This is a genomic window from Actibacterium ureilyticum, assembly GCF_002285435.1.
Classification (GTDB): domain Bacteria; phylum Pseudomonadota; class Alphaproteobacteria; order Rhodobacterales; family Rhodobacteraceae; genus Actibacterium_C; species Actibacterium_C ureilyticum.
Genome location: NZ_NSBT01000020.1, coordinates 17,964 through 38,466 on the forward strand (window position 1 = coordinate 17,964; position 20,503 = coordinate 38,466).

22 protein-coding genes are annotated in these 20,503 nt (G+C 63.4%); 11 read left to right on the forward strand and 11 right to left on the reverse strand.

The window, feature by feature from the left end:
- Positions 1-6: 6 nt before the first annotated feature.
- Positions 7-2,061 (reverse strand): DNA helicase RecQ, encoded by a 2,055-nt coding sequence (recQ, locus tag CLM60_RS04830; protein WP_095588049.1) that lies wholly within the window; start codon positions 2,059-2,061, stop codon positions 7-9.
- A 67-nt stretch (positions 2,062-2,128) separates the two neighbouring features.
- Positions 2,129-2,416, reverse strand: coding sequence for a YggT family protein (locus tag CLM60_RS04835; protein WP_095588050.1), 288 nt, complete (start codon positions 2,414-2,416; stop codon positions 2,129-2,131).
- Positions 2,417-2,552: 136 nt separating this feature from the next.
- Here CLM60_RS04835 and CLM60_RS04840 point away from each other — a divergent pair, with 136 nt between their 5' ends.
- From CLM60_RS04840 to arfB, 6 genes are all read left to right on the forward strand, one after another.
- Complete coding sequence (locus CLM60_RS04840; protein ID WP_095588221.1) at positions 2,553-3,083, forward strand: acyl-CoA thioesterase; 531 nt, start codon at positions 2,553-2,555, stop codon at positions 3,081-3,083.
- A complete protein-coding gene (locus CLM60_RS04845; RefSeq protein WP_342745102.1) occupies positions 3,052-4,512 on the forward strand; it encodes an MFS transporter in 1,461 nt (486 codons plus the stop codon). The genes CLM60_RS04840 and CLM60_RS04845 overlap by 32 nt, the downstream gene beginning before the upstream one ends.
- Positions 4,488-5,369, forward strand: coding sequence for a penicillin-insensitive murein endopeptidase (mepA, locus tag CLM60_RS04850; protein ID WP_095588052.1), 882 nt, complete (start codon positions 4,488-4,490; stop codon positions 5,367-5,369). Before CLM60_RS04845 ends, mepA begins: the two co-directional genes overlap by 25 nt.
- Positions 5,342-6,226, forward strand: a complete 885-nt coding sequence (locus CLM60_RS04855) for an esterase-like activity of phytase family protein (protein ID WP_095588053.1) — start codon at positions 5,342-5,344, stop codon at positions 6,224-6,226. The genes mepA and CLM60_RS04855 overlap by 28 nt, the downstream gene beginning before the upstream one ends.
- 91 nt (positions 6,227-6,317) lie before the next feature.
- Entirely contained in the window at positions 6,318-6,941 is a 624-nt protein-coding gene (locus CLM60_RS04860; protein WP_095588054.1) for a queuosine precursor transporter, read from the forward strand.
- A gap of 239 nt (positions 6,942-7,180) precedes the next feature.
- On the forward strand, positions 7,181-7,603 hold the full coding sequence (gene arfB, locus CLM60_RS04865) for an alternative ribosome rescue aminoacyl-tRNA hydrolase ArfB (RefSeq protein ID WP_095588222.1): 423 nt from the start codon (positions 7,181-7,183) through the stop codon (positions 7,601-7,603).
- Here arfB and CLM60_RS04870 read toward each other — a convergent pair.
- The 4 genes from CLM60_RS04870 to pncB all read right to left on the reverse strand — a co-directional run bounded on the left by CLM60_RS04870 (position 7,600) and on the right by pncB (position 10,894).
- Positions 7,600-8,214: a pyridoxamine 5'-phosphate oxidase family protein gene (locus tag CLM60_RS04870; protein ID WP_095588055.1), complete on the reverse strand. Its 615-nt coding sequence runs from the start codon at positions 8,212-8,214 to the stop codon at positions 7,600-7,602. The genes arfB and CLM60_RS04870 overlap by 4 nt on opposite strands.
- 170 nt (positions 8,215-8,384) lie before the next feature.
- The gene (locus CLM60_RS04875) at positions 8,385-8,672 is read right to left on the reverse strand and encodes an STAS-like domain-containing protein (protein ID WP_141246463.1); all 288 of its coding nucleotides are present in this window, start codon (positions 8,670-8,672) and stop codon (positions 8,385-8,387) included.
- Positions 8,666-9,310 carry an ATP-binding protein gene (locus tag CLM60_RS04880; RefSeq protein ID WP_176473791.1) on the reverse strand — a complete coding sequence of 215 codons (645 nt, stop codon included), beginning with the start codon at positions 9,308-9,310 and terminating at the stop codon, positions 8,666-8,668. The genes CLM60_RS04875 and CLM60_RS04880 overlap by 7 nt, the downstream gene beginning before the upstream one ends.
- Positions 9,311-9,601: 291 nt before the next feature.
- Positions 9,602-10,894 carry a nicotinate phosphoribosyltransferase gene (pncB, locus tag CLM60_RS04885; protein WP_095588056.1) on the reverse strand — a complete coding sequence of 431 codons (1,293 nt, stop codon included), beginning with the start codon at positions 10,892-10,894 and terminating at the stop codon, positions 9,602-9,604.
- 154 nt (positions 10,895-11,048) lie between these two features.
- Between pncB and CLM60_RS04890 the strand changes: the two genes are divergently transcribed.
- From CLM60_RS04890 to CLM60_RS04905, 4 genes are all read left to right on the forward strand, one after another.
- The gene (locus CLM60_RS04890) at positions 11,049-11,567 is read left to right on the forward strand and encodes a hypothetical protein (RefSeq protein ID WP_095588057.1); all 519 of its coding nucleotides are present in this window, start codon (positions 11,049-11,051) and stop codon (positions 11,565-11,567) included.
- Positions 11,568-11,650: 83 nt separating this feature from the next.
- The gene (gene leuD / locus CLM60_RS04895) at positions 11,651-12,256 is read left to right on the forward strand and encodes a 3-isopropylmalate dehydratase small subunit (RefSeq protein ID WP_095588058.1); all 606 of its coding nucleotides are present in this window, start codon (positions 11,651-11,653) and stop codon (positions 12,254-12,256) included.
- Positions 12,257-12,537: 281 nt separating this feature from the next.
- Entirely contained in the window at positions 12,538-13,347 is an 810-nt protein-coding gene (locus CLM60_RS04900) for a hypothetical protein (RefSeq protein WP_245848208.1), read from the forward strand.
- An 89-nt stretch (positions 13,348-13,436) separates the two neighbouring features.
- A complete protein-coding gene (locus CLM60_RS04905; RefSeq protein ID WP_245848210.1) occupies positions 13,437-14,402 on the forward strand; it encodes an endonuclease/exonuclease/phosphatase family protein in 966 nt (321 codons plus the stop codon).
- Here the strand turns inward: CLM60_RS04905 and CLM60_RS04910 are convergent.
- The 5 genes from CLM60_RS04910 to CLM60_RS04930 form a co-directional block, all read right to left on the reverse strand.
- On the reverse strand, positions 14,399-15,310 hold the full coding sequence (locus tag CLM60_RS04910) for an N-carbamoyl-D-amino-acid hydrolase (protein ID WP_095588060.1): 912 nt from the start codon (positions 15,308-15,310) through the stop codon (positions 14,399-14,401). The genes CLM60_RS04905 and CLM60_RS04910 overlap by 4 nt on opposite strands.
- Before the next feature lie 13 nt (positions 15,311-15,323).
- A complete protein-coding gene (locus CLM60_RS04915) occupies positions 15,324-16,571 on the reverse strand; it encodes a diaminopropionate ammonia-lyase (protein WP_095588061.1) in 1,248 nt (415 codons plus the stop codon).
- A gap of 72 nt (positions 16,572-16,643) precedes the next feature.
- Entirely contained in the window at positions 16,644-17,681 is a 1,038-nt protein-coding gene (locus tag CLM60_RS04920) for a TRAP transporter substrate-binding protein (protein WP_095588062.1), read from the reverse strand.
- A 39-nt stretch (positions 17,682-17,720) separates the two neighbouring features.
- Complete coding sequence (locus CLM60_RS04925; RefSeq protein WP_245848213.1) at positions 17,721-19,004, reverse strand: TRAP transporter large permease; 1,284 nt, start codon at positions 19,002-19,004, stop codon at positions 17,721-17,723.
- Positions 19,004-19,537: a TRAP transporter small permease gene (locus CLM60_RS04930; RefSeq protein WP_095588063.1), complete on the reverse strand. Its 534-nt coding sequence runs from the start codon at positions 19,535-19,537 to the stop codon at positions 19,004-19,006. Before CLM60_RS04930 ends, CLM60_RS04925 begins: the two co-directional genes overlap by 1 nt.
- Positions 19,538-19,675: 138 nt before the next feature.
- On the opposite strand from CLM60_RS04930, the gene CLM60_RS04935 reads away from it, so the two are divergent.
- Positions 19,676-20,500, forward strand: a complete 825-nt coding sequence (locus CLM60_RS04935) for a MurR/RpiR family transcriptional regulator (RefSeq protein WP_245848215.1) — start codon at positions 19,676-19,678, stop codon at positions 20,498-20,500.
- Positions 20,501-20,503: the final 3 nt, after the last annotated feature.

Genomic DNA, 20,503 nt, shown 5'->3' on the forward strand with positions numbered 1-20,503 from the left:
GCCTGATCAGCCCGCGTCGGCCTGGGCCAGCACCCGCAAAAAGGCCGCGCCGAAGCGTTCGCATTTCTGCGGCCCCATGCCGGGCAGGCGTTCCAGCTCGTCCTGCGACCGGGGGCGCCGTTCGGCCACATGACGCAAGGTCGAAGCGGTGCAGCTCAGGTATTTTCCGGTGCCGTCATCGCCGCGCGCCAGATCGGCCTGGGCCTGTTGCAACTGATCGAACACCGATCCGCTGGCCCGGCCCGCCAGCTTGCGCCGCGCGGGGTGGACGGGCGTGGCATCCGCCCCGGTGATAACCGCAAGAAACGCGGCGCCATAGCGTTCCAGCTTTTTCGCACCCACGCCGCCGATCCGCGCCATGTCATCCAGCGTTTGCGGCCGGGTCTGGGCCATTTCGATCAGCGTGCGGTCATTGAAGATCATATAGGCGGGCAGCGATGCCTCTTCGGCAAAGCCACGGCGGCGGGCCTTGAGCGCCGACATAAGCGGGGCATCCTCGTCCGAGACCAGCGCATGCGCGACGGGGCGGCGCGCGGCCTTGCGCAGCGTGTCCTGGCGGAAGGTGATCGTTTCCTCGTCCCGCAGGATCGGGCGCGCCTTTTCGGTCAGGCGCAGCGCGCCGTGGCGTTCGGGATCGGGGCGCACCAGATCGTGCCCCATCATCTGGCGGAACACGCCTTGCCAGGCAGGGCGGTTGAATTCGCGGCCCACGCCGAAGGTCGGCAAGGCATCGTGCCCGCGGGCCTGCACCTTGTCGGTGGCATTGCCGGTCAGGATATCGATCAGGTGGCCGGTGCCGAAATATTCACCCGTCCGCAGGATCGCCGACAGCGCCTTGCGCACCGATTGGGTGGCGTCAAAGGTTTCGGGCGGGCTTTCGCACAGGTCGCAGTTGCCGCAGCTGTCCAGCGTTTCGCCGAAATAGGCCAGCAGGGTCTTGCGCCGGCAATCCAGCGCCTCGGCCAGACCCAGCAGGGCGTTCAGACGCGCGTGATCGCCGGATTTATGCTCGGGCGGGGCCAGGCCTTCGTCGATCTGCGACCGGCGCAGGCGGATATCCTCGGGCCCGAACAGGGTCAGGGTTTCGGCGGGGGCGCCATCGCGGCCCGCGCGGCCGATTTCCTGGTAATAGGCCTCGATCGACTTGGGCAGGTCGGCATGGGCGACCCAGCGGATATCGGGTTTGTCCACGCCCATGCCAAAAGCCACGGTGGCCACGACAATCAGACCCTCTTCCTGCTGAAAACGCGCCTCGACCTGTCGGCGCAGGTCGGGTTCCATCCCGCCGTGATAGGCGACGGCGGCGTGGCCGGCCTCGGACAAGGCGGCGGTCAGGGTTTCGGTCTTGGCGCGGGTGCCGCAATAGACGATGCCAGACTGGCCCGTGCGCGCGGCGGCGAAATCCAGGATCTGGCGGCGCGGCCCGTCCTTGGCGGCAAAGGCCAGATGGATATTGGGCCGGTCGAACCCGTGCAGAAAGGTCTGCGGCGGCTGCCCGTCGAACAGGCGCGTGACGATTTCGTCGCGGGTTTCGGCATCGGCGGTGGCGGTAAAGGCCGCCAGCGGCACATTCAGCGCCTGCCGCAGCGCCCCGATCCGAAGGTAATCGGGGCGGAAATCATGGCCCCACTGGCTGACGCAATGCGCCTCGTCCACGGCGATCAGGGTGGTGTTGATCCGGCGCAGGAAAGAGACTGTTCCAGCCGAAGCCAGCCGTTCGGGTGCCAGGTAAAGCAGCTTCAGCCGCCCCTCGCGCAGGGCTTCGTGGACGGCTTCGGTCTCGGCCTCGGAATTGGCCGAGGTCAGGGCGCCGGCACAAACGCCCGCCTGTTGCAGCGACCGGACCTGATCGCGCATCAGGGCGATCAGCGGCGAAACGACGACCGTCACCCCGTCGCGGCAAAGCGCGGGCAGCTGGAAACACAAGGATTTGCCGCCGCCCGTGGGCATGATCGCCAGCGTGTTCTGCCCGCCCAGAACGGCGGCCACGATGTCGGCCTGACCCGGCCGGAATTCACTGAATCCGAAGACTGAGGATAAAAGCGCCTGCGCCTGTTCCATACGCCCTGTGGTTTGCCCGATATTGGTTTTTCAGGACAATCCCACAGACCGAATCGACGAACAAGCGTTAACCGAAGGCGTACATGTTGTTGCCGATGATGATCCGCAGCGCATAGATCCCGACCAACACGATCAGCGGCGCCAGATCCAGCCCGCCGGTATTGGGCAGCATGTTGCGGATCGGGCGATAGATCGGTTCCAGGATCCGGTTCAGACCGTCCCAGATCTGATAGACCAGCGGTTGCCGCAGGTTCAGCACCTGAAAGTTGATCAGCCAGCTCATGATGATCTGGATGATGATCACGAACCAGACGATATCCAGGATCAGAAGCAGGATCTGGAAAAGCGAGGTCATGGGCGTTGCGTCCTTGTTGCGGCGGTCTGAACCCGACAGGTAAGCGCTGCGGGCGCGCAAGACAACCGCCTAACGCAACGGCAACATTGACGCGCGGGTCATGCCGGTGAAGCTGAGCCGCGAAGGAGAGACCGACATGTACCCGTTCATCCGCATGGTCAAAGGCCTGATCATGGTCCGTGGCGAAACGCCGCTGGGGATCTTTGACACGCATGTGTCGCACCATATCTGCTGGCCCTGGGACATCGACCTGTGGATGGAGCTGAACAACGGCCGCACCCTGACGCTGTATGATCTGGGGCGTATCCCGCTGGCCTCGCGCGTGGGGTTGATCGACGTGCTGCGGCGCAAGGGGTGGGGTCTGACGATGGCGGGGGTCAGCGTGCGGTATCGCCGCCGCGTCCGGACCTTTGACCGGGTCGAGATGCGCAGCCGCTGCGTGGGCTGGGACGACAAGTTCATCTATCTGGAACAGTCGATGTGGCGACAGGGCGAATGCGCCAACCACGCGCTGTACCGTTCGGCGGTGACGGACCGGAACGGGATCGTCGCGCCCGACACTGTGCTTGCCGCCCTGGACCGGCCGTTCGAGGCGCGCCCGCTGCCCGACTGGGTACAGGCCTGGATCGCGGCGGATGCCACCCGCCCCTGGCCGCCGCAGATCTAAGCGCGCTTGCGCCACGCGCCGTTTGCCGTTCTTATCGCGCCAAGGCAGTCGGGGGCGTTTCATGGCAGAGATTTCGATGCGCAAGCGGATCTGGGGGTGGTTTGCGTTCGATTGGGCCAGCCAGCCCTATAACACGCTGCTGCTGACCTTTATTTTCGCGCCTTATGTCAAGGAATTGCTGGGCGATGGCAGCGCCGCACAGGCGGCCTGGGGCTATGGCGTGGGGGCGGCGGGGCTGCTGATTGCGGTCTGTGCCCCGGTGCTGGGGGCAATTGCCGACCGCGCCGGTGGGCGAATGCGGTTCATCTGGGTCTTTTCGCTGCTTTATTTCGCCGGGGCCTGGGGGCTTTGGTGGGCGGTGCCGGGCGATTTCAACCTGACCCTGATCCTGATGTCCTTTGCCATCGGCCTGATCGGGATGGAATTTGCGACGATCTTCACCAACTCGATGCTGCCCGATCTGGGCAGCCGCGAGGAAATCGGCGGGATTTCGGGCACCGGCTGGGCCTGGGGCTATGTCGGCGGGGTGCTGGCGCTGATCCTGATGCTGACGCTGTTTCAGGCCAGCCCCGAAACCGGCAAGACAATGGTCGGCCTGTCGCCCATTCTGGGGCTGGACCCCGAACTGCGCGAGGGCACGCGGGCGGTGGGGCCGTTCACGGCGGTCTGGTATGCCGTATTCATGATCCCGTTTTTCCTGTGGGTGCGCGAGCCACGGCGTGCCGGTACGCTGAGCAACAGACAGGCCATCGCGTCGGCCCTGCCCGAACTGCGTCAGACCCTGCGGCATCTGCCCGATACGCCCAGCCTGTTTGCCTATCTGGGATCGTCGATGTTCTATCGCGACGCGCTGAACGGCATGTATGTGTTCGGGGGCATCTATGCGGCGGGGGTTCTGAAGTGGGAAATTACCGATGTGGGCAAGTTCGGCATCCTGGCCGCCGTGACCGGGGCGATCTTTGCCTGGCTGGGCGGCAAGGCCGATGATCGTTTCGGGCCGAAACCGGTCATCGTCACCTGCGTCCTGACGCTGACCGCCATTGCCATCGCTGTTGCCTTTGTCTCGCGTCAATCGGTGTTCGGTCTGCCGGTGGCGGCGGACAGCAGCCTGCCGGATCTTACGTTCTATATCCTTGGTGCCGGGATCGGGGCCGCGGGCGGGGCACTGCAATCGGCCAGCCGCACGATGATGGTGCGCCAGGCCCGCCCCGGCCACATGACCGAGGCGTTTGGCCTGTATGCGCTGGCGGGCAAGGCCACGTCCTTTATCGCGCCGCTGTCCATCGGCGTCGTCACCGATCTGACCGGCAGTCAGCCATTGGGGATCACGCCGCTGATCGCGCTCTTTCTTTTGGGGCTGTTTTTGTTACGCTGGGTAAAACCAGAAGGTGAACGAGCAGAGACATGGACCGTATCCTCATCGCCCTGACCGTCATTCTCGGACTGTCCGGCGCCGCAATGGCCGAGCCGCTGGCAAACCAGCTGTTCGGCGCGAAACGCAACGCATCGGGTCAGAACCCGGCCGCGATCGGCAGCTATGCCAAGGGCTGCGGCGCGGGACTGGCGCAGCTGCCCGAAAGTGGCCCCACCTGGCAGGCCATGCGGCTGAGCCGGAACCGCAACTGGGGCCACCCCGAGATGGTCGATTTCCTGCAGGATCTCAGCCGGTCGGCGGTGCAACTGGGGTGGAAGGGGCTTTATATCGGGGATATCAGCCAGCCGCGCGGCGGCCCGATGACCAGCGGCCACCAGTCGCACCAGATCGGGCTGGATGCCGATATCTGGATGCTGCCGCCCAAGCGCCTGAACCTGTCGCGGACCGAGCGTGAGAACCTCAGCTCGATCTCGATCCGCAGCAAGGACCAGCGTCGGGTAAACGGCAACTGGACCCGCACCCATGCCAAGGTGATCGAGGCCGCGGCGCGCGACCCGCGCGTCGACCGGATCTTCGTCACCGCGCCCGCCAAGATCGAGATGTGCAAGACCGCCCGCAAAAGCGACCGCAAATGGCTGCAAAAGGTGCGGCCGCTTTGGGGGCATCACTATCATTTCCACGTGCGGCTGAAATGCCCCGCGGGATCGCGCGCCTGTCAGACCCAGCGCCCGTCCGTGGCCGAGCTGTCCAATGGCGGCGATGGGTGTGATGCCAGTCTGAACTGGTGGGTGACCGACGCGCTGAAGCCGCAGCCGGCGCCCAAGAACCCGCCGCCGAAGAAGCGCGGCGCCCGCGAATACACGATGCAGGATCTGCCCGGCCAATGCGCGCGCGTCTTGTCCTCGCGCTGATTGCGGCGGGGCTGACGGGATGCAACACGGCCACGGCCCCGGCAGGGGCGCGGCTGGCTGCGGTCCTGTCCCTGCAATCGGACGATCCCGATTTCGGCGGTCTTTCGGGGCTGGAAATCAGCGACGATGGCAGCAGCTTCATCGCGATCACGGACCGGGCGCGGTTCGTGACCGGGCGGTTGCGGCGCACGGATGGAATGCTGGTGGGCGTGTCGGATATCCAGATCACCGAAATGCGCGGCTCGAAGCCCGGCCCGCTGCCCAAGGGCGCCGCCGATGCCGAGGGGCTGGCCCAGTCCCCCACCGGGGGGCTGTTCGTGTCGTTCGAGGCATATCAGCGCGTCTGGGCCTATCCATCCATATCCGCCCGGCCGCGCAACATGCCGCGCCATCCCGATTTCGCGCAGATGCCCGGCAATGGCGCGCTTGAGGCGCTGGCGATTGCCCCCGACGGTGCGCTTTATACCCTGCCCGAACACAGCGGGCGGCGCGACTGGGCGATTCCGCTGTATCGTCTGGACGGGGCGACGTGGAATGTGGTCGCCCTGTTGCCCCGGCGCGGCGGGTTTCAGCCCGTGGGCGCGGATTTCGGCCCCGACGGGCATCTTTACCTGTTGGAGCGTCTTTTCCGCGCGCCCATCGGCTTTGCCACCCGCGTCCGGCGCTTCACCATGCAAAACGGCCGGATTCAGGCGGAACAGAGCCTGTTTCAGACCCCGGTCGGCCGTCATGGCAATCTGGAGGGGCTGTCGGTCTGGCGCGATGATGCGGGCAAGATCCGGCTGACGATGGTGGCCGATGACAATTTCCTGCCCTTTCAGCGGGGGCAGATGGTGGAATACATCCTGACCGACTGACTTGATTTTACCGCCCCCGCCCGGTATTCAGCCGCGTCCGCCGCAGATGGCGGGCCAAGTTTCCGCGACCTTGTCAAAACGGATCACGCACATGACCCGCATCCACCTTCCCGGCATTCTTGCCATGGCCGCCATTGTCGTGGCCTCGAACATCCTGGTGCAGTTCCTGTTCGGCCAATGGCTGACCTGGGGCGCGTTCACCTATCCGCTGGCCTTTCTGGTCACCGACGTGATGAACCGTGTCTATGGCGCGGCGGCCGCGCGGCGGGTGGTGTTTGCGGGGTTCGTTGTCGGTCTGATCTGTTCGTTCATCGGCACGCAGATCATCGGCGAATTCGGTCCGCTGGTGACGCTGCGCATCGCGTTGGGCTCTGGCCTGGCGTTCCTGACGGCACAGCTGATGGATGTGGCGATCTTCGACCGGCTGCGCGGCGGGGCGTGGTGGAAAGCGCCGCTGGCCTCGACGCTTGTGGGGTCCGCCGTGGACACCGCGCTGTTCTTCACCATCGCGTTTTCGTCGATGCTGAGCTTCATCGAACCCGCCAACGATACCGGCTGGGCGCAAGAGGCGCTGCCGCTTCTCGGGGCCGGTCCGGTGGTGCCGCTGTGGATTTCGCTGGCCGTGGCGGATTGGTGTGTGAAACTCGCCCTTGCTTTGATCGCGCTCGTCCCATTTCGCCTGATTACTAGGCGTTTGATCGCAGAACTTGCGTAAAAAGATTTGACACACACCATATCTGTGGCAGGCTGTGGATAACGGCAACAGCAGAAAGGAGGTGGTCCAGTGTCTAGAGTGATGTTGGAGAGAGGGATCAGGACAGTCAGAGGGGCCGTGGTCTGAAGGCAAACCGAAAGACCGAACACTTCTGATTGGGCGTGGCTCTAACCGACCATCTCCCAAAGATCTCGAAGGGCTGTCTGATCTGGACAGCCCTTTTCGTTCAAGATGACGCCATGCTGCATGTGACCGACGAAATCACCATCGAAGACTGGGAACTGACCGAGCAATTCATGCGCGCGTCGGGCCCCGGCGGGCAGAACGTGAACAAGGTCAGTTCAGCGGTCGAACTGCGGTTCGAGGCCGCGCGGTCCCCCAACTTGCCCGAGCCCGTGAAGCGCCGATTGCAGCGGCTGGCCGGGCGGCGCTGGACCAAGGACGGGGCGGTGGTGATTCAGGTCGACACCACCCGCCATCAGGCCCGCAACCGCGAGATCGCCCGCGAACGCCTGGCCGAGCTGATCCAGAAGGCAACCGTGGTGCCCAAGCGCCGGATCAAGACGCGCCCAACCAAGGGGTCGGTCGAGCGCCGGATCAAGGCCAAGAAGGTCCGGGGCGAGGTGAAGAAGATGCGCGGCAGCGTCGGGCGGGGCGATTAACGCGCCTTCAACGCCGCCAGCTCGGCCTTGAGCGCCTCGTTCTCGGCGCGCAGCTCGGCGGTATAGGCATCGGTGGCGTCATTCGCGACCTGCACCGGCACCAAGGGCGGGATGTATTTCGGACAGTTCCAGTCCAGCGCCACCACATCGACAACCAGTAGCCGCTCTGCCGGGGTGCCCTGGGGCTGGAATTTCGCCAGCACCTCAGGCTCGGCCTGATCCAGCGGCAACAGGCTGGCGCGGCCCTGAATTTTCAGCCGGGCGCGGTTCATGTAATCCATCAGGAACAGCGACACCCGCGGGTCCTGCGCGACATGACCCATGGTGATGAACTGCCGGTTACCGACATAATCCAGACAGGCAATGCGCGCAGGGCCGATGGCCGCCAGAAACCCCGCCGGCCCGCCACGATGCTGGACATAGGGCCAGCCATCGGGCGTGACGCTGGCGATATAAAAGCTCTCACGCGACTGGATGAAGCCCACCTCGTCCGGCCCCAACCCCGATTTCGTCCGCCGCGCATAGGTCGCGCGATACCTGTCATAGCCGCCATCGGCCTTCTGCAACTCGGCCACACGGCCCTGAAACATCAACTCGGCGTAGTTTTCCATCTCGACCCTCCCCGGAATGTCGATGGGATGATGCCCGGGTTGCGCGGGGTGGGGAAGGTGGACCAAAGGGGGGTGGGTTGGACGGTTGGTTCGGAGCTGCGTCGAGCGCCAGAGGCGTAGGAAAATTCAACGGCTCCTTTAGATTGGCATGTGATAGAAACTCACTCCACTCAGGCTACTGTTGCCGCTTCCTTTTTCATCCGGTCTCTGACCAGATTCCCAATCTGTCTGTTAACATTCTGAAGATGCAGGCGCGATCGAATTTGTGCGAAGTCAAAGTCCTGAAGTAACGCTACAAACGCGCAGTTTACAAAGGAAGAGGTTACGTTCGGGATGCCGCTGAAGTCTACGACGACAGAGTCGGTGCCATGAAGCGCTGACAAAACATGCTTGTGGACCACCATACCGTCATAGTTGGTGTCGCAAGAGCTGACCAAATCTTTAACCACAACTACCATTCGAAGCTTCCATCGTTGACTTCATCAAACTCTATACGATCCGTGCGGATCTCGAGTTCAACCATAGTCCCGGGGCAAAATCCACTACCTTCACATAGTTTAACTTGGTGAGAATTTCCATTCTTTTCGAAACGAACTACACCGCTCCCAGAATGCACTCGTAGGTTTCCACCAAGGTTGTCGAGCACATTTTGACGCAAGTAATGTAGTCCGGCTCCTCTGTTTGTGGGCCTGCTTTTTGCAGAAAATCCTTCATCGAAAGATCTTAAGATCGCGTTGGCGTCGCTATCAATTGCTTCAACTGTCCTAACTGTTCGCGGTATCCCAGAACCAAAATCTGCCACGACGATCTCAAGTTTGTGTTCTTGCGGATACCATTGAGCAAATACGCTCCCGACATCATACTCGGTATGGTCTTGGATGTTGTTAAATAGTTCAGACATGCATGTACGAAACTCCGCTAACTCCGTTTCTGGAACGCCAGAACTGGCCGAGAGCCAAGGGATTAACTGAAAACCGATCCAACCGTGTACTTCAGTATGTCTGATTTCCATCAGAGGCCTGGTAGTGGGTCTTGGTTGAGAACTGTCTAAAAGCCGGCGACCGCAGTGCTGCTCGAAGAACAACGAGTCATCCATGTATGCTATCGGATCGCGGCTTGGATCTAGGCCGCAGTAGGTCACTCTGCAACCATTGCGTCTCAGATAGCGGGTAAGATTGCTAAGAAAAACAACGCCGGATGGCCTCGCAAACTGCAGCTGACTAAAGTCGAATTGAACATGATTAGGTATTCGTTCAAGTCTTCCAAACTCTCGCTGCACCTGGGGAAAGAGTTCGGGTGCTCTGAACTGGCGCGGCAGAATAACCCTACAAACCATGATGTCGTTCTTCCAAAGGTGGTCGGCACTCCACCATAGGGAGAAATGACCCTAAACCACAACCTCCATTGCCTCCTGCTCCCCGACCCCGAACACACGCTTATAACGGGCGACTTCGTCCGCCGGGCCCATCGCCTTGTTCGGGTTGTCCGAAAGCTTCACCGTGGGTTGGCCGTCGGCGCTGATGGCTTTGCAGACCAGTGAGAACGGCGCCAGGGCGTCGTCGGGGACCAGGCCGCGGAAGTCGTTGGTCAGCAATGTGCCCCAGCCGAAGCTGGGTTTCACGCGGCCGGCGAATTGGGTGTAAAGCTCGATGATCTTCTGCTCGTCCAGCCCGTCGGAAAAGATCACCAGCTTCTCGCGCGGGTCCTCGCCGCGGGATGTCCACCAGTCGATGGCGGTTTCGGCCCCGGCGGCGGGGTCGCCGCTGTCGATGCGAATCCCCGTCCATTTCGTCAGCCAGTCGGGCGCGCGGTTCAGGAACCCCTTGGTGCCATAGGTGTCGGGCAGGATTATGCGCAGGTTGCCGGAATGCTCGTCATGCCAGTCCGACAGCACGTCATAGGGGGCGCGGGCCAGTTCGGTGTCGTCGCGGGCCAGCGCGGCATAGACCATGGGCAGTTCGTGGGCGTTGGTCCCGATCGCCTCGAGGTCGCGGCTCTTGGCGATCCGGCAGTTCGAGGTGCCGACAAAGGACCGGCCCAGCCCCTCGGTCATGGCCTGAACGCACCAGTCCTGCCACAGAAAGGAATGGCGCCGGCGGGTGCCGAAATCGGCAATGCGCAGATCGGGATAGGCGCGCAGGCGTTCGACCTTTTCCCACAGCTTGGTCATGGCGCGGGCATAAAGCACCTGAAGCTCGAACTTGCCCATCGGGCCCATGACGGCGCGGCTTCGCAGCTCCATCAGCACGGCCAGCGCCGGGATCTCCCACAGCATGACCTCGGGCCATTTGCCTTCGAAGGTCAGCTCGTACTGGCCGTCGCGTTTTTCCAGGTGGTAGGGCGGCAGTTGCAGGGATTCGAACCACTCCATGAAATCGGACCGGAACATCTGCCGCTTGCCGTAAAAGGTGTTGCCGCGCAGCCAGGTGCTTTCGCCACGGGTCAGGCGCAGGGTGCGGATATGGTCCAGCTGCTCGCGCAGCTCGCCCTGGTCGATCAGGTCGGCCAAGCGGATGGATTTGGTCCGGTTGATCAGGCTGAAGGTGACGTTTGTGTCGGCGCGGTTGCGGAAAACAGACTGACACATCAACAACTTATAGAAATCCGTGTCGATCAGCGACCGCACGATCGGGTCGATTTTCCATTTGTGATTGTAAACGCGTGTCGCGATGTCGACCATGATCCCCTCCGCAGCGGTTGCCCCGGTTAGACCAAGCGGTGCCGAGCTTGGCAAGAGTGTGGCGCTGCCCAGATCGATGCATGGTTTTGCCACAGAGAGTCCTCATTTCGATTCTAGTTCAGAAACAATGGGAAGTACGGAATGGGTTTGTGCGATGTCTTTGAAATATGATTTCGATATGTTCGCGCTGGGCGGTGAGGGTGGCAAAGACAGTGCCACCACACAGGGGGTTCTGAACGACGTGGGCGTGGCCCACACCAATGCCGGAAACAAGATCGCCTTGTTCCGGAACCGGGAAACGGCAGAGGCGCTGGCCGGTGCGTCCGAGAAGGTGCGGCAGTATTTTCTGGATTCGGGCTTTGGCCTGACGACTTTTGCCAGCGGCGCGCCCGATGGGTTCTATCCCGAAACCGACGAGGATGCCCGCCTTTACGTGATCAATGCGCTGACGGTGAACCTGGGCAGTCATGACCTGAGCGGCGAGGATTTCGGCGCTTTCGACATGAACGATTTCCTGGAACATATCGATACGGCCGAGCCGATGACCTGGGAGCCGCCGCAGGGTGTGGCCGCGCTCGCGGCCTGGGGATTGACCCGGTTGACCGCCCCGCTGCGCCGTCTGATGCCCATCGCGGCGCTGGGTCTTGTGGTGTTCGCGGTCTATCAGATCTGAGGTCCGGTGGCCGAAATCCACCGCAGAAGGCTTGTTTCCAACGGCGGGGCGTGATTAATGCCCTTGTCTGAAAGGAGACTGGCATGGACAAGTTCACAAAAATCACCGGTGTGGCGGCGCCGCTGCCGCTGATCAATGTCGACACCGACATGATCATTCCCAAACAGTTTCTGAAAACGATCAAGCGCTCGGGTCTGGGTGTGAACCTGTTCGACGAGATGCGCTATGACTCCGACGGTAAAGAGATCCCCGATTTCGTCCTGAACCAGCCGGCCTATCGCGCGGCCGAGATCCTGGTCGCGGGCGACAATTTCGGTTGCGGGTCCAGCCGCGAGCACGCCCCCTGGGCGATCAAGGATTTCGGGATTCGCTGCGTGATCGCGCCCAGCTTTGCCGACATCTTCTTCAACAACTGTTTCAAGAACGGCATCCTGCCGATCGTGCTGCCGCAAGAGCAGGTCGATATCCTGATGAAGGACGCGGAAAAGGGCCAGAACGCCCGTATGACCGTGGACCTTGAGGATCAGTCGATCACCACATCGGATGGCGAGGTCTTCAGCTTCGAGGTCGATCCGTTCAGAAAGCACTGCCTTTTGAACGGGTTGGACGATATCGGCCTGACCCTGGAAAAGGCCGCTGCCATCGACTCGTTCGAGAATGAGGCAAGCGCCGCACGCCCGTGGGTGTAATTGTTTCCAAATCCACAACATGTTGGGCTGCCCCATAGGGCAGCCCTTTTTTGATCGTCTAATGATGCATTGTCGCGACAGTTTTTCCACGAAAATGCCCCAATGGAGGCGTTTGTTTTACCTTGCGTCTTGCCGGATTTTGGCTTCACGGGCAAAGGTTACTCAAAAATGGCAGCTTGCCAAAAAGAGCAGGTACCCGGTGGGACGAGGGCACGGTTGTTTACCGTGTTCGACCAGTTGGGAGATTGAGGGCAGTGATCGCTCAGGTGATAGGCGCATTCGTGCGCGCGGTGTTGGTGGTGTTGCTGGTTGCAACGCCGTCTTTGCTGTTGCCGGGCGTTTCAGCTGACTCGACGCAGATCGTCGCTCTTGTCGCGATCTTTGCCGCGGCGCTGACCATTTTCGAATATTCCGCGACCTATCCCGGCCTGGTCGAATTCCGCGATGCGCCGCCCTTCAACCGGATCCGGTTCGGGGCGATGTTCATCACCGTGTTCCTGCTGACGATCATCACCCGTGGCCAGAGCGAGCTGAGCGCGACCGCATTGTTCATCCAGACCGTCGGCGCGATCCTGGGCGAGGCGATCGATTTCCCCTATAGCCCGGTGCGTCTGGTCGTCCTGATGCTGTCGGACCAGACGACCATGCAACAGGTCGTCATGGTGCGTACCGCTGCGGGCATGAGCTATTTCATCTCGTTGCTGTCGCTTGCGATCTTTGCGGTGCATATCCGGGTCAATCACTGGCCGGTGCGCAACGGGTCGTTCAATGTCTGGGTCAACCTGCCCACATTCGATCCCACCGCTGGCGGCGACGTGGTCGACCGGCTGTCGCGGGATGCACGGTTGAACGTGGCGCTGGGGTTCCTGCTGCCGTTCCTCATCCCCGCCGTCGTCCGCGCCGCGACCGTCGTGTTCGAACCGGTCACACTGAACAATCCGCAAACCATGATCTGGACGGTGACGGCATGGGCGCTTCTTCCGGCAAGTCTTTTCATGCGCGGGATCGCGATTGCCCGGATCGCCGACATGATCCGCGAGCAACGCCGCCGCGCCGCACCACAACACGAATCGGATCTGCTGCCAGCCTGATCCTGACCGTTTGCGCCGCCACGGCGGCACAGGCCGACACGTTGCGGGTTGCGACCTTTAACTCCGAATTGTCCCGCAAGGGGCCGGGTGTGCTGTTGCGCGATATCCGCAAGGGCGACGATCCCCAGATCCTGGCGGTGGTCGATGTGATCGCCGGCGCGCGGCCCGATATTCTGGCGCTGCAGGGTGTCGATTGGGATCACGACCGCGCGGCGCTCAAGGCGCTGGCGGGCGCCTTGGCCGAGGCGGGGCTGAGCTATCCGCATCTGTTGGCGCTGCGTCCCAACAGCGGGATGCGCACGGGTCTGGATCACGACGGCGACGGCCGGACCGATGGCTGGCGCGACGCCCAGGGGTTCGGGCGGTTCCCGGGGGCTGAGGGGATGGCGATCCTGTCGCGCCACCCGATCGACCGCGACGGGGTTCAGGATTTCAGCGACCTGTTGTGGGCGGATCTGCCGGGCGCGGTGTTGCCGGAACGCGATGGCGCGCTTTTCCCGTCCCAGGCGGTTTACGCGATCCAGCGGCTGTCATCGGTTGGGCATTGGGCGGTGCCGGTCCGGGTCGGCGACACGCGCCTGACGGTGATGACCTTTCACGCCACGCCGCCGGTCTTTGATGGTCCCGAGGATCGCAACGGCCTGCGCAATGCCGCCGAAATCGGGTTGTGGTCGCTGTTTCTGGACGGGGCGATTCCGGGGGCGGATCCGCCCGACGGTGCCTTTGTCATCATGGGCGATGCCAATCTGGACCCGGTCGATGGCGACGGGCGCAAACCGGCGATCCGGGCGCTGCTGGCCGACCCCCGGTTGCAGGACCCGCGCCCCGAAAGCGCGGGTGGGCGCGCGCATGCCGATGCCGATCATCGCGGCCCGCCGGAACGCGACACGGTCGACTGGCCCGATGGTCAGCCCGGCAATCTGCGGGTGGACTATGTCCTGCCCTCGGCCGATCTGCGGGTGCTGGATGCCGGTGTGGTCTGGCCCGAGGGCGAGAGTGCGGCCAGCCATGCCTCGCGCCACCGGCTGGTCTGGGTCGATATCGCGCTGCCCTAACCCTTGGGCGCGGTGATCGGGGCATAGTCCTGCGGCTCGCGGTGCAGGGCGAAGTTGAAGATGTTGCGCCGAATCTCCTGACAGCGGTCCAGATCGACGGCGGCGGTGATCAGCTCGTCGCCATTGGTCGCGGCGCGGGCCACGACCTCGCCCGTGGGGGCGACGATGACGCTGCCGCCGATCAGTTCGCTGCCCTCTTCCATCCCGGCCTTGGCGACGGCGACGGCCCACAGACCGTTCTGATAGCAGCCCGCCTGGATCGACAGCTCGTTATGGAAATATTGCAGGTGGTCATGTTCGGGCGCCGGGGGGTAATGCAGCGGCGTGTTATAGCCCAGCATCACCAGCTCGGCCCCGCCCAGCCCCAGAACACGCCAGGTTTCGGGCCAGCGCCGGTCGTTGCAGATGCACATGCCCAGCTTGCCGCCGCGATGATCGAATACCGGAAAGCCCAGATCGCCCTTTTCGAAATAGCGTTTCTCCAGATGCTGGAACGGGCGCCAAGGTTCATCCTGGGAATGACCGGGCAGGTGGATCTTGCGGTACTTGCCCACGATCTGGCCCGTGTCCGAGACGATGATCGCGGTGTTGAAATGCTGCCCCTCGGGCGTGCGTTCGGCGTAGCCCAGGTGAAAGCCGATCCTCAGCTCGCGCGCCAGGTCGAACAGCGGGGCGGTATCGGCATTGGGCATCTGGGATTCGAACCAGCGGTCGATTTCGGCCGCATCGGTCATGTACCAGCGGGGAAAGAACGTGGTCAGCGCCAGCTCCGGAAAGACGACCAGCGCCGCACCCCGGTTTTTCGCCTGGCGCATCAGAGCGCACATGCGCCCCACGGCCGAGGCGCGCGGTTCGTCCCGCGCGATGGGGCCCAGTTGCGCGCCCGCGACGATGAATTGCCTGCTCATGCTTCTTGTCCTGTCATGTGTTGCTGGCGCGGACCTGAGCCGCCGTCATGCCGACCAGTTCGGTATAAAGGGCGGCATCGGTGTCGCCCTCGGTCCCGAACAGCAGGATCCGCGCGTCGGGGCCCAGACCCAGCAGGGCGCACGCATCGGCATCCCGCATCAGCGCGGTGACCCCCGCCAGCCCCGCGACCGCCGATTCCCCGGCGACAATGGCGGGGTCCTGTCCGGTGGGGCGGGCCAGCCGCCGCATCGCGGCCACGGCGGATGCATCGCTGAGCGCGACAACCGCGTCGGCATGATCGCGCAGGATGGTCCAAGCCAGCTCCGACACCTCGCCACAGGCCAGCCCGGCCATCAGCGTGTCCAGATCGCCTTCGACGGCCGTCGGGATGCCCGCCCGGAACGAGGCCAGATAACAGGCCGACTGGTCGGGATCGCACAGCACGATGGCTGGCCGCTTCGCACCCCAGCGGCGCACCGCCAGCGCCGTGACCGCCGCGGCCATGCCGCCGACGCCGGTCTGCAGAAAGATATGGGTGGGCGGCTGGTCGATCTGATCGAAAGCCTCGGCCGCCATCAGCTCATAGCCCTGCATCACGTCCTTGGGGATGTCCATATACCCCGCGTAGGAGGTGTCCGAGACCACGAACCATCCTTCGCGGTCGGCGGTTTCCTGTGCCGCGCGCACGCTGTCGTCATAGTTCCCGTCGCATCGCCGCACCTCGGCGCCAAAGGCGGCGATGGCCTCTTTGCGGCTGTCGGACACGGTGGCGTGGATGAAGATCACGCAGTTGCAGCCGAAGGTCTGCGCGCCCCAGGCGACGGACCGGCCGTGATTGCCATCGGTCGCGCAACAGACGGTGATTTCTGCGGCCAGGTCGGGATGCGCCTTGCCCGTCACCTCGTCCATCGTGACGGGGCGGCCCAGTTCCCGGCTGAATTCGGCCTGCAGCAGCCGCGCCACCGCATAGGCGCCGCCAAGCGCCTTGAAACTGCCCATCCCGAACCGCCCGCCCTCGTCCTTGTAGCGCAGCGTGGCCAGGCCCAGTTCTGCCGCCAATGCGGGCAGGTCATGCAACGGTGTGGGGGCATAGCCCGGCCAGCCCGAGATCGTGCCGCTGGCCAGTGCCAGGTTGGCGTCGTTCAGGATCGCATCCTGCGCGCCCGTCCACGGGTTGGTTTTCGCGGCCCTCGGGTTTGGGCAAAGCGCGTAATTGTCCGTCGAATCTGTGCCCGATGCGCGGATGATCTGGCTGGTCATTGTGTCCTCGAAAGTGATGCCCCGTTCAGGGGCGTTGGCCCGGACACGACGAACGCGTCCGGGCCTTTGATATCAGAAATCGGTCTTTTCTTCGTCGATCGATGCCAGCATCGCATCCAGCATCGCGGTGCCTTCGTCGCCGAACTTTTCGGCGATCAGCGCGCGCACGGCGGGTTGTGCGGCCTGGGCGAACTTGGCCTGTTCCTCGGCGGTGACGACGTTCACATCCATCTTGGCCGCCAGCGCCGGCAGCCCCTTGTCCGACGCTTCGATGACACGGCTCATCGACCGGCCCGCATCGGTGGCCACGTCAGCGGCCCATTTGACCAGGTACTGATCCTCGTCGCTCAGACCGGCCAGGAAATCGGCGTTCATGGTCCAGATATAGGGCGTGATCAGGTGGTTGGTGATCGACAGGTATTTCTGCACCTCGTCGAACTTGGCAAACGCGATGATCGGCACCGGGTTCATCTGACCATCGGCCACGCCGGTTTGCAGCGCGGTATAGACCTCGGCCCAGGGAAGGGGGGTCGGCTGGCCGCCCAGCGACGAAATCATCGCCTCGTGCGTGGGCAGGGTCATGGTGCGGATGCGCTGACCGTCCATATCCGCGACCGAGGTGATGGGCGCCTTGCCCGAGGTAAAGGCAAAGAAGCCACCCGAATCCAGCAGGCCCAGAACCTCCAGCCCGGTCTTGTCCTCAAGATCGGCAATGAATGTCTCGCCGAAGGTGCTGTCATCGGTGATGACCTTTGACGCGACGCCGATATTGGGGAAGGCGAAGGGGATGTCGAAGACCCCGACCAGCGGATAATGCTGCGCCATCCCGCCCGAGGAAGAGATCGTGCTTTCCACCAGGCCCGAACGAACCTGGTCGATCACCTCGTTATCCTTGCCAAGCTGGCCATTGGGGAAAAGCTGCACCTCGATCCGGCCGTTCGAGTTGGATTCGACCAGCGATTTGAACACCGCCGACATGGCGCCGGAATGGCTGGCGAACGGGTCTTCGGGGTTCAGGTGGGCCAGCCGGATGGTGATATCGGCGGCCTGTGCCTGAACGGCCAGGCAGATCCCGGCGATGGCAAAAGATGCTTTCCTTATCAATGACATGATATTTCCTCTCCTGTTGGATTTATGGGTGTGCCAGGATCAAAGCCCCAGCAATCTTGGTATGAAAAGCGTCAGATCGGACCAGAAGGCGATGATGATCAGCACGCCGACCTCGGCCAGGATAAAGGGCCAGAGCTCGCGCGTGATCGCCTCGACCTTTTCGCCGGTGACCGAGGCCAGGACGAACAGACAGGCGCCCACCGGTGGCGTCATCAGCGAGATGTTCAGTGCAAGGATGATCATGATGCCCGCGTGCACCGGCTCCATCCCGATCTGCACGGTCAGCGGCGCCAGCACCGGGGCCAGGATGATCAGCGTGGCATTGATGTCCATGACCAGCCCGATCAGCAGCAGCAGGATCAGGATCAGGCCGATGATCACCTGCGGGTTGTCCGACACCGACAGCAACCCGGTGGCAATGGCCTGCGGGATGCGGTTGAACGTCATCCACCAGCCCAGGATCGAGGCCGAGGCGATGATCAGGAAGATGACCCCGGTGATGCGCGTCGTGCGCACCGCGATTTGGTACAGGTCACGCCAGCTGAGTGCGCGATAGATCACCCCGCCCACGAACAGCGCATAGGCAACCGCGATGGCCGCGGCCTCGGTCGGGGTGGCGATGCCGCCCAGGATCGAGCCCAGGATGAACACCGGCAGCAGCGCGGCCAGAAACCCCTCGCGCAGCGCGGCCCAAACGGTGCAGAGCGACGGGCGCCCCTGGCCCTTCGGCAGGTTCTTGCGCCGTGCGGTCAGGGCGATCACCCCCATGCACAGGCCGCAGATCAGCAGCCCCGGCAGGATACCCGCCGCGAAAAGCCCCGCGATAGAGACACCCATGATCGAGCCATAGATGATCGCCAGCGTCGATGGCGGGATGGTCGGGCCGATGATCGACCCGGCGGCGGTGACGGCGGCGGCATAGGGGCGGGAATAGCCCGCCTTTTGCATCGCCGGGACCAGCGTGTTGCCGAACGCCGCCGCATCGGCGGTGGCCGACCCGGTGATGCCCGCGAACATGACGCTGGCCACCATGTTGGAATGGGCCATGCCGCCCCGCATCCAGCCCACCAGCGCATCGGCCAGCTTCACCAGACCCTGGGTGATGCCGGAGCGGTTCATGATCTCGCCCGCCAGGATGAAGAACGGCATGGCCAGGAACGGGAACAGGTCCAGCCCGGCAAACACCCGGTCCGGCGCCATCTGCATGAAGCGCGGCCCCATATCCAGAATGCCGACCACGCCCGCAACGCCAATGGCGAACCCCACCGGCATGCCCAGGGCCATCAGCCCGAAAAACGCGATCGCCACCAACAGTGCGCCCATCAATCGTCCCCCGGTTTCGCGATGGTGGCCCCGGTGCGGGCCGGGGCGCGTTCGGCAAAGAAATCATGCAGCCCGATCAGGAACAGCTGCACACAGGCCATCGCGGCGGCCAGTGGCACGCCCATGAACGGATAGCCCTTGGGCATGGCATAGATCATCGTCAGGCGCGAAAAGCCTTTGGCTGCGAAGCCGATCCCATAGAAGAAGAGCGCAAAGAAGAAGGCGAAGGCGATCACGTCGAACGCCACCGCCAGCCAGCGCCGCACCGGACCCGGCAGGCGCGAGAATACGAAGTCCACCCCGATATGCTCGCGATGCGCGATCCCCGACGACACCGCCAGCAGCGCCATCCAGATCATCAGGTACCGCGCCAGTTCCTCGGTAAATGTCAGCGGCAGCGGGATGACATAGCGCACCAGAACGCCCAGCCACACATCCAGCACCAGCACCGCCAGAAGCAGCACACAGACGCGCTCGACCAGCCAGTTGACGCGCTGGCTCCATCTTTTGGCCTTGTCTGCAATCGCCGTCACGGTGCGGATCTTCCGGTTCCGAGGAGGTGTTGCATGTATGAAATTCAATTTTCGTATGATACGGTAAGATGAAAATATAATTTCACGAGGCGCAGGCGCGAAATGCCACAAAAAGCAGCAGAAACGGGCCGTGTCGCCATGACAAGGCGCATTCACAAGGCCTATGCGGGCCTGTCCGATGGCGAGCGCCGGGTCGCGGATGCGATTCTGGACAGCCCGGCGGAACTGGCGGTGTTCGCGGCCTCGGAACTGGCGGAGCAGGCGGGCGTGTCGAATGCCACGGTCAGCCGGTTCTTTCGCCGGCTGGGCTATGCCAATTTCGACGAGGCGCGGCAAGAGGCCCGGCGGATGCGCGCCACCGGCTCGCCGCTTTATACCGGCGCGGGCGGGGCGGACCGGGCCGATCCCATATCCGTTCTGGCCGCGCAAGAGGCGCAGTCGATCGACGCCACCCTGTCGCGGCTGAACCCGTTGGCGCTGCGCGAGATCGGCGCCGCCATCGCCAAGGCACCGCGCATCCGCACGCTGGGCTTTCGCAACAGCCATTTCCTGGCGCAATACATCACCGCGCAGCTGGCGCAGATGCGGGCGGGTGTGGCGCCGATGCTGTTGCCCGGCCAGACCCGGGCCGAAGGGGTTTCGGCGCTGGAACCCGGCGATCTGGCGATCATCGTCGGGCTGCGCCGGCGTCCGCGCGATTTCGTTCAGACCGTGGATGCGGTCGCCGCGCAGGGCGCGCAGATCGTCCTGCTGGCCGATCAGACCATCCGCGCCGCCCCGGCCCGCGCGACATGGACGCTGGATTGCGTGGTCGACACACCGCAATTCGCCGATTCCTATGCCGGGGCGATGTCGGTCCTGCGCCTGTTGACGATCGAGGCCCACCGCGCCCTGGGCGACCGGGGTCAGAAATACCTGGAGCGGGTCGAGAACCTGCGCGATGCGATGGACGAGCTGGAATAGAGC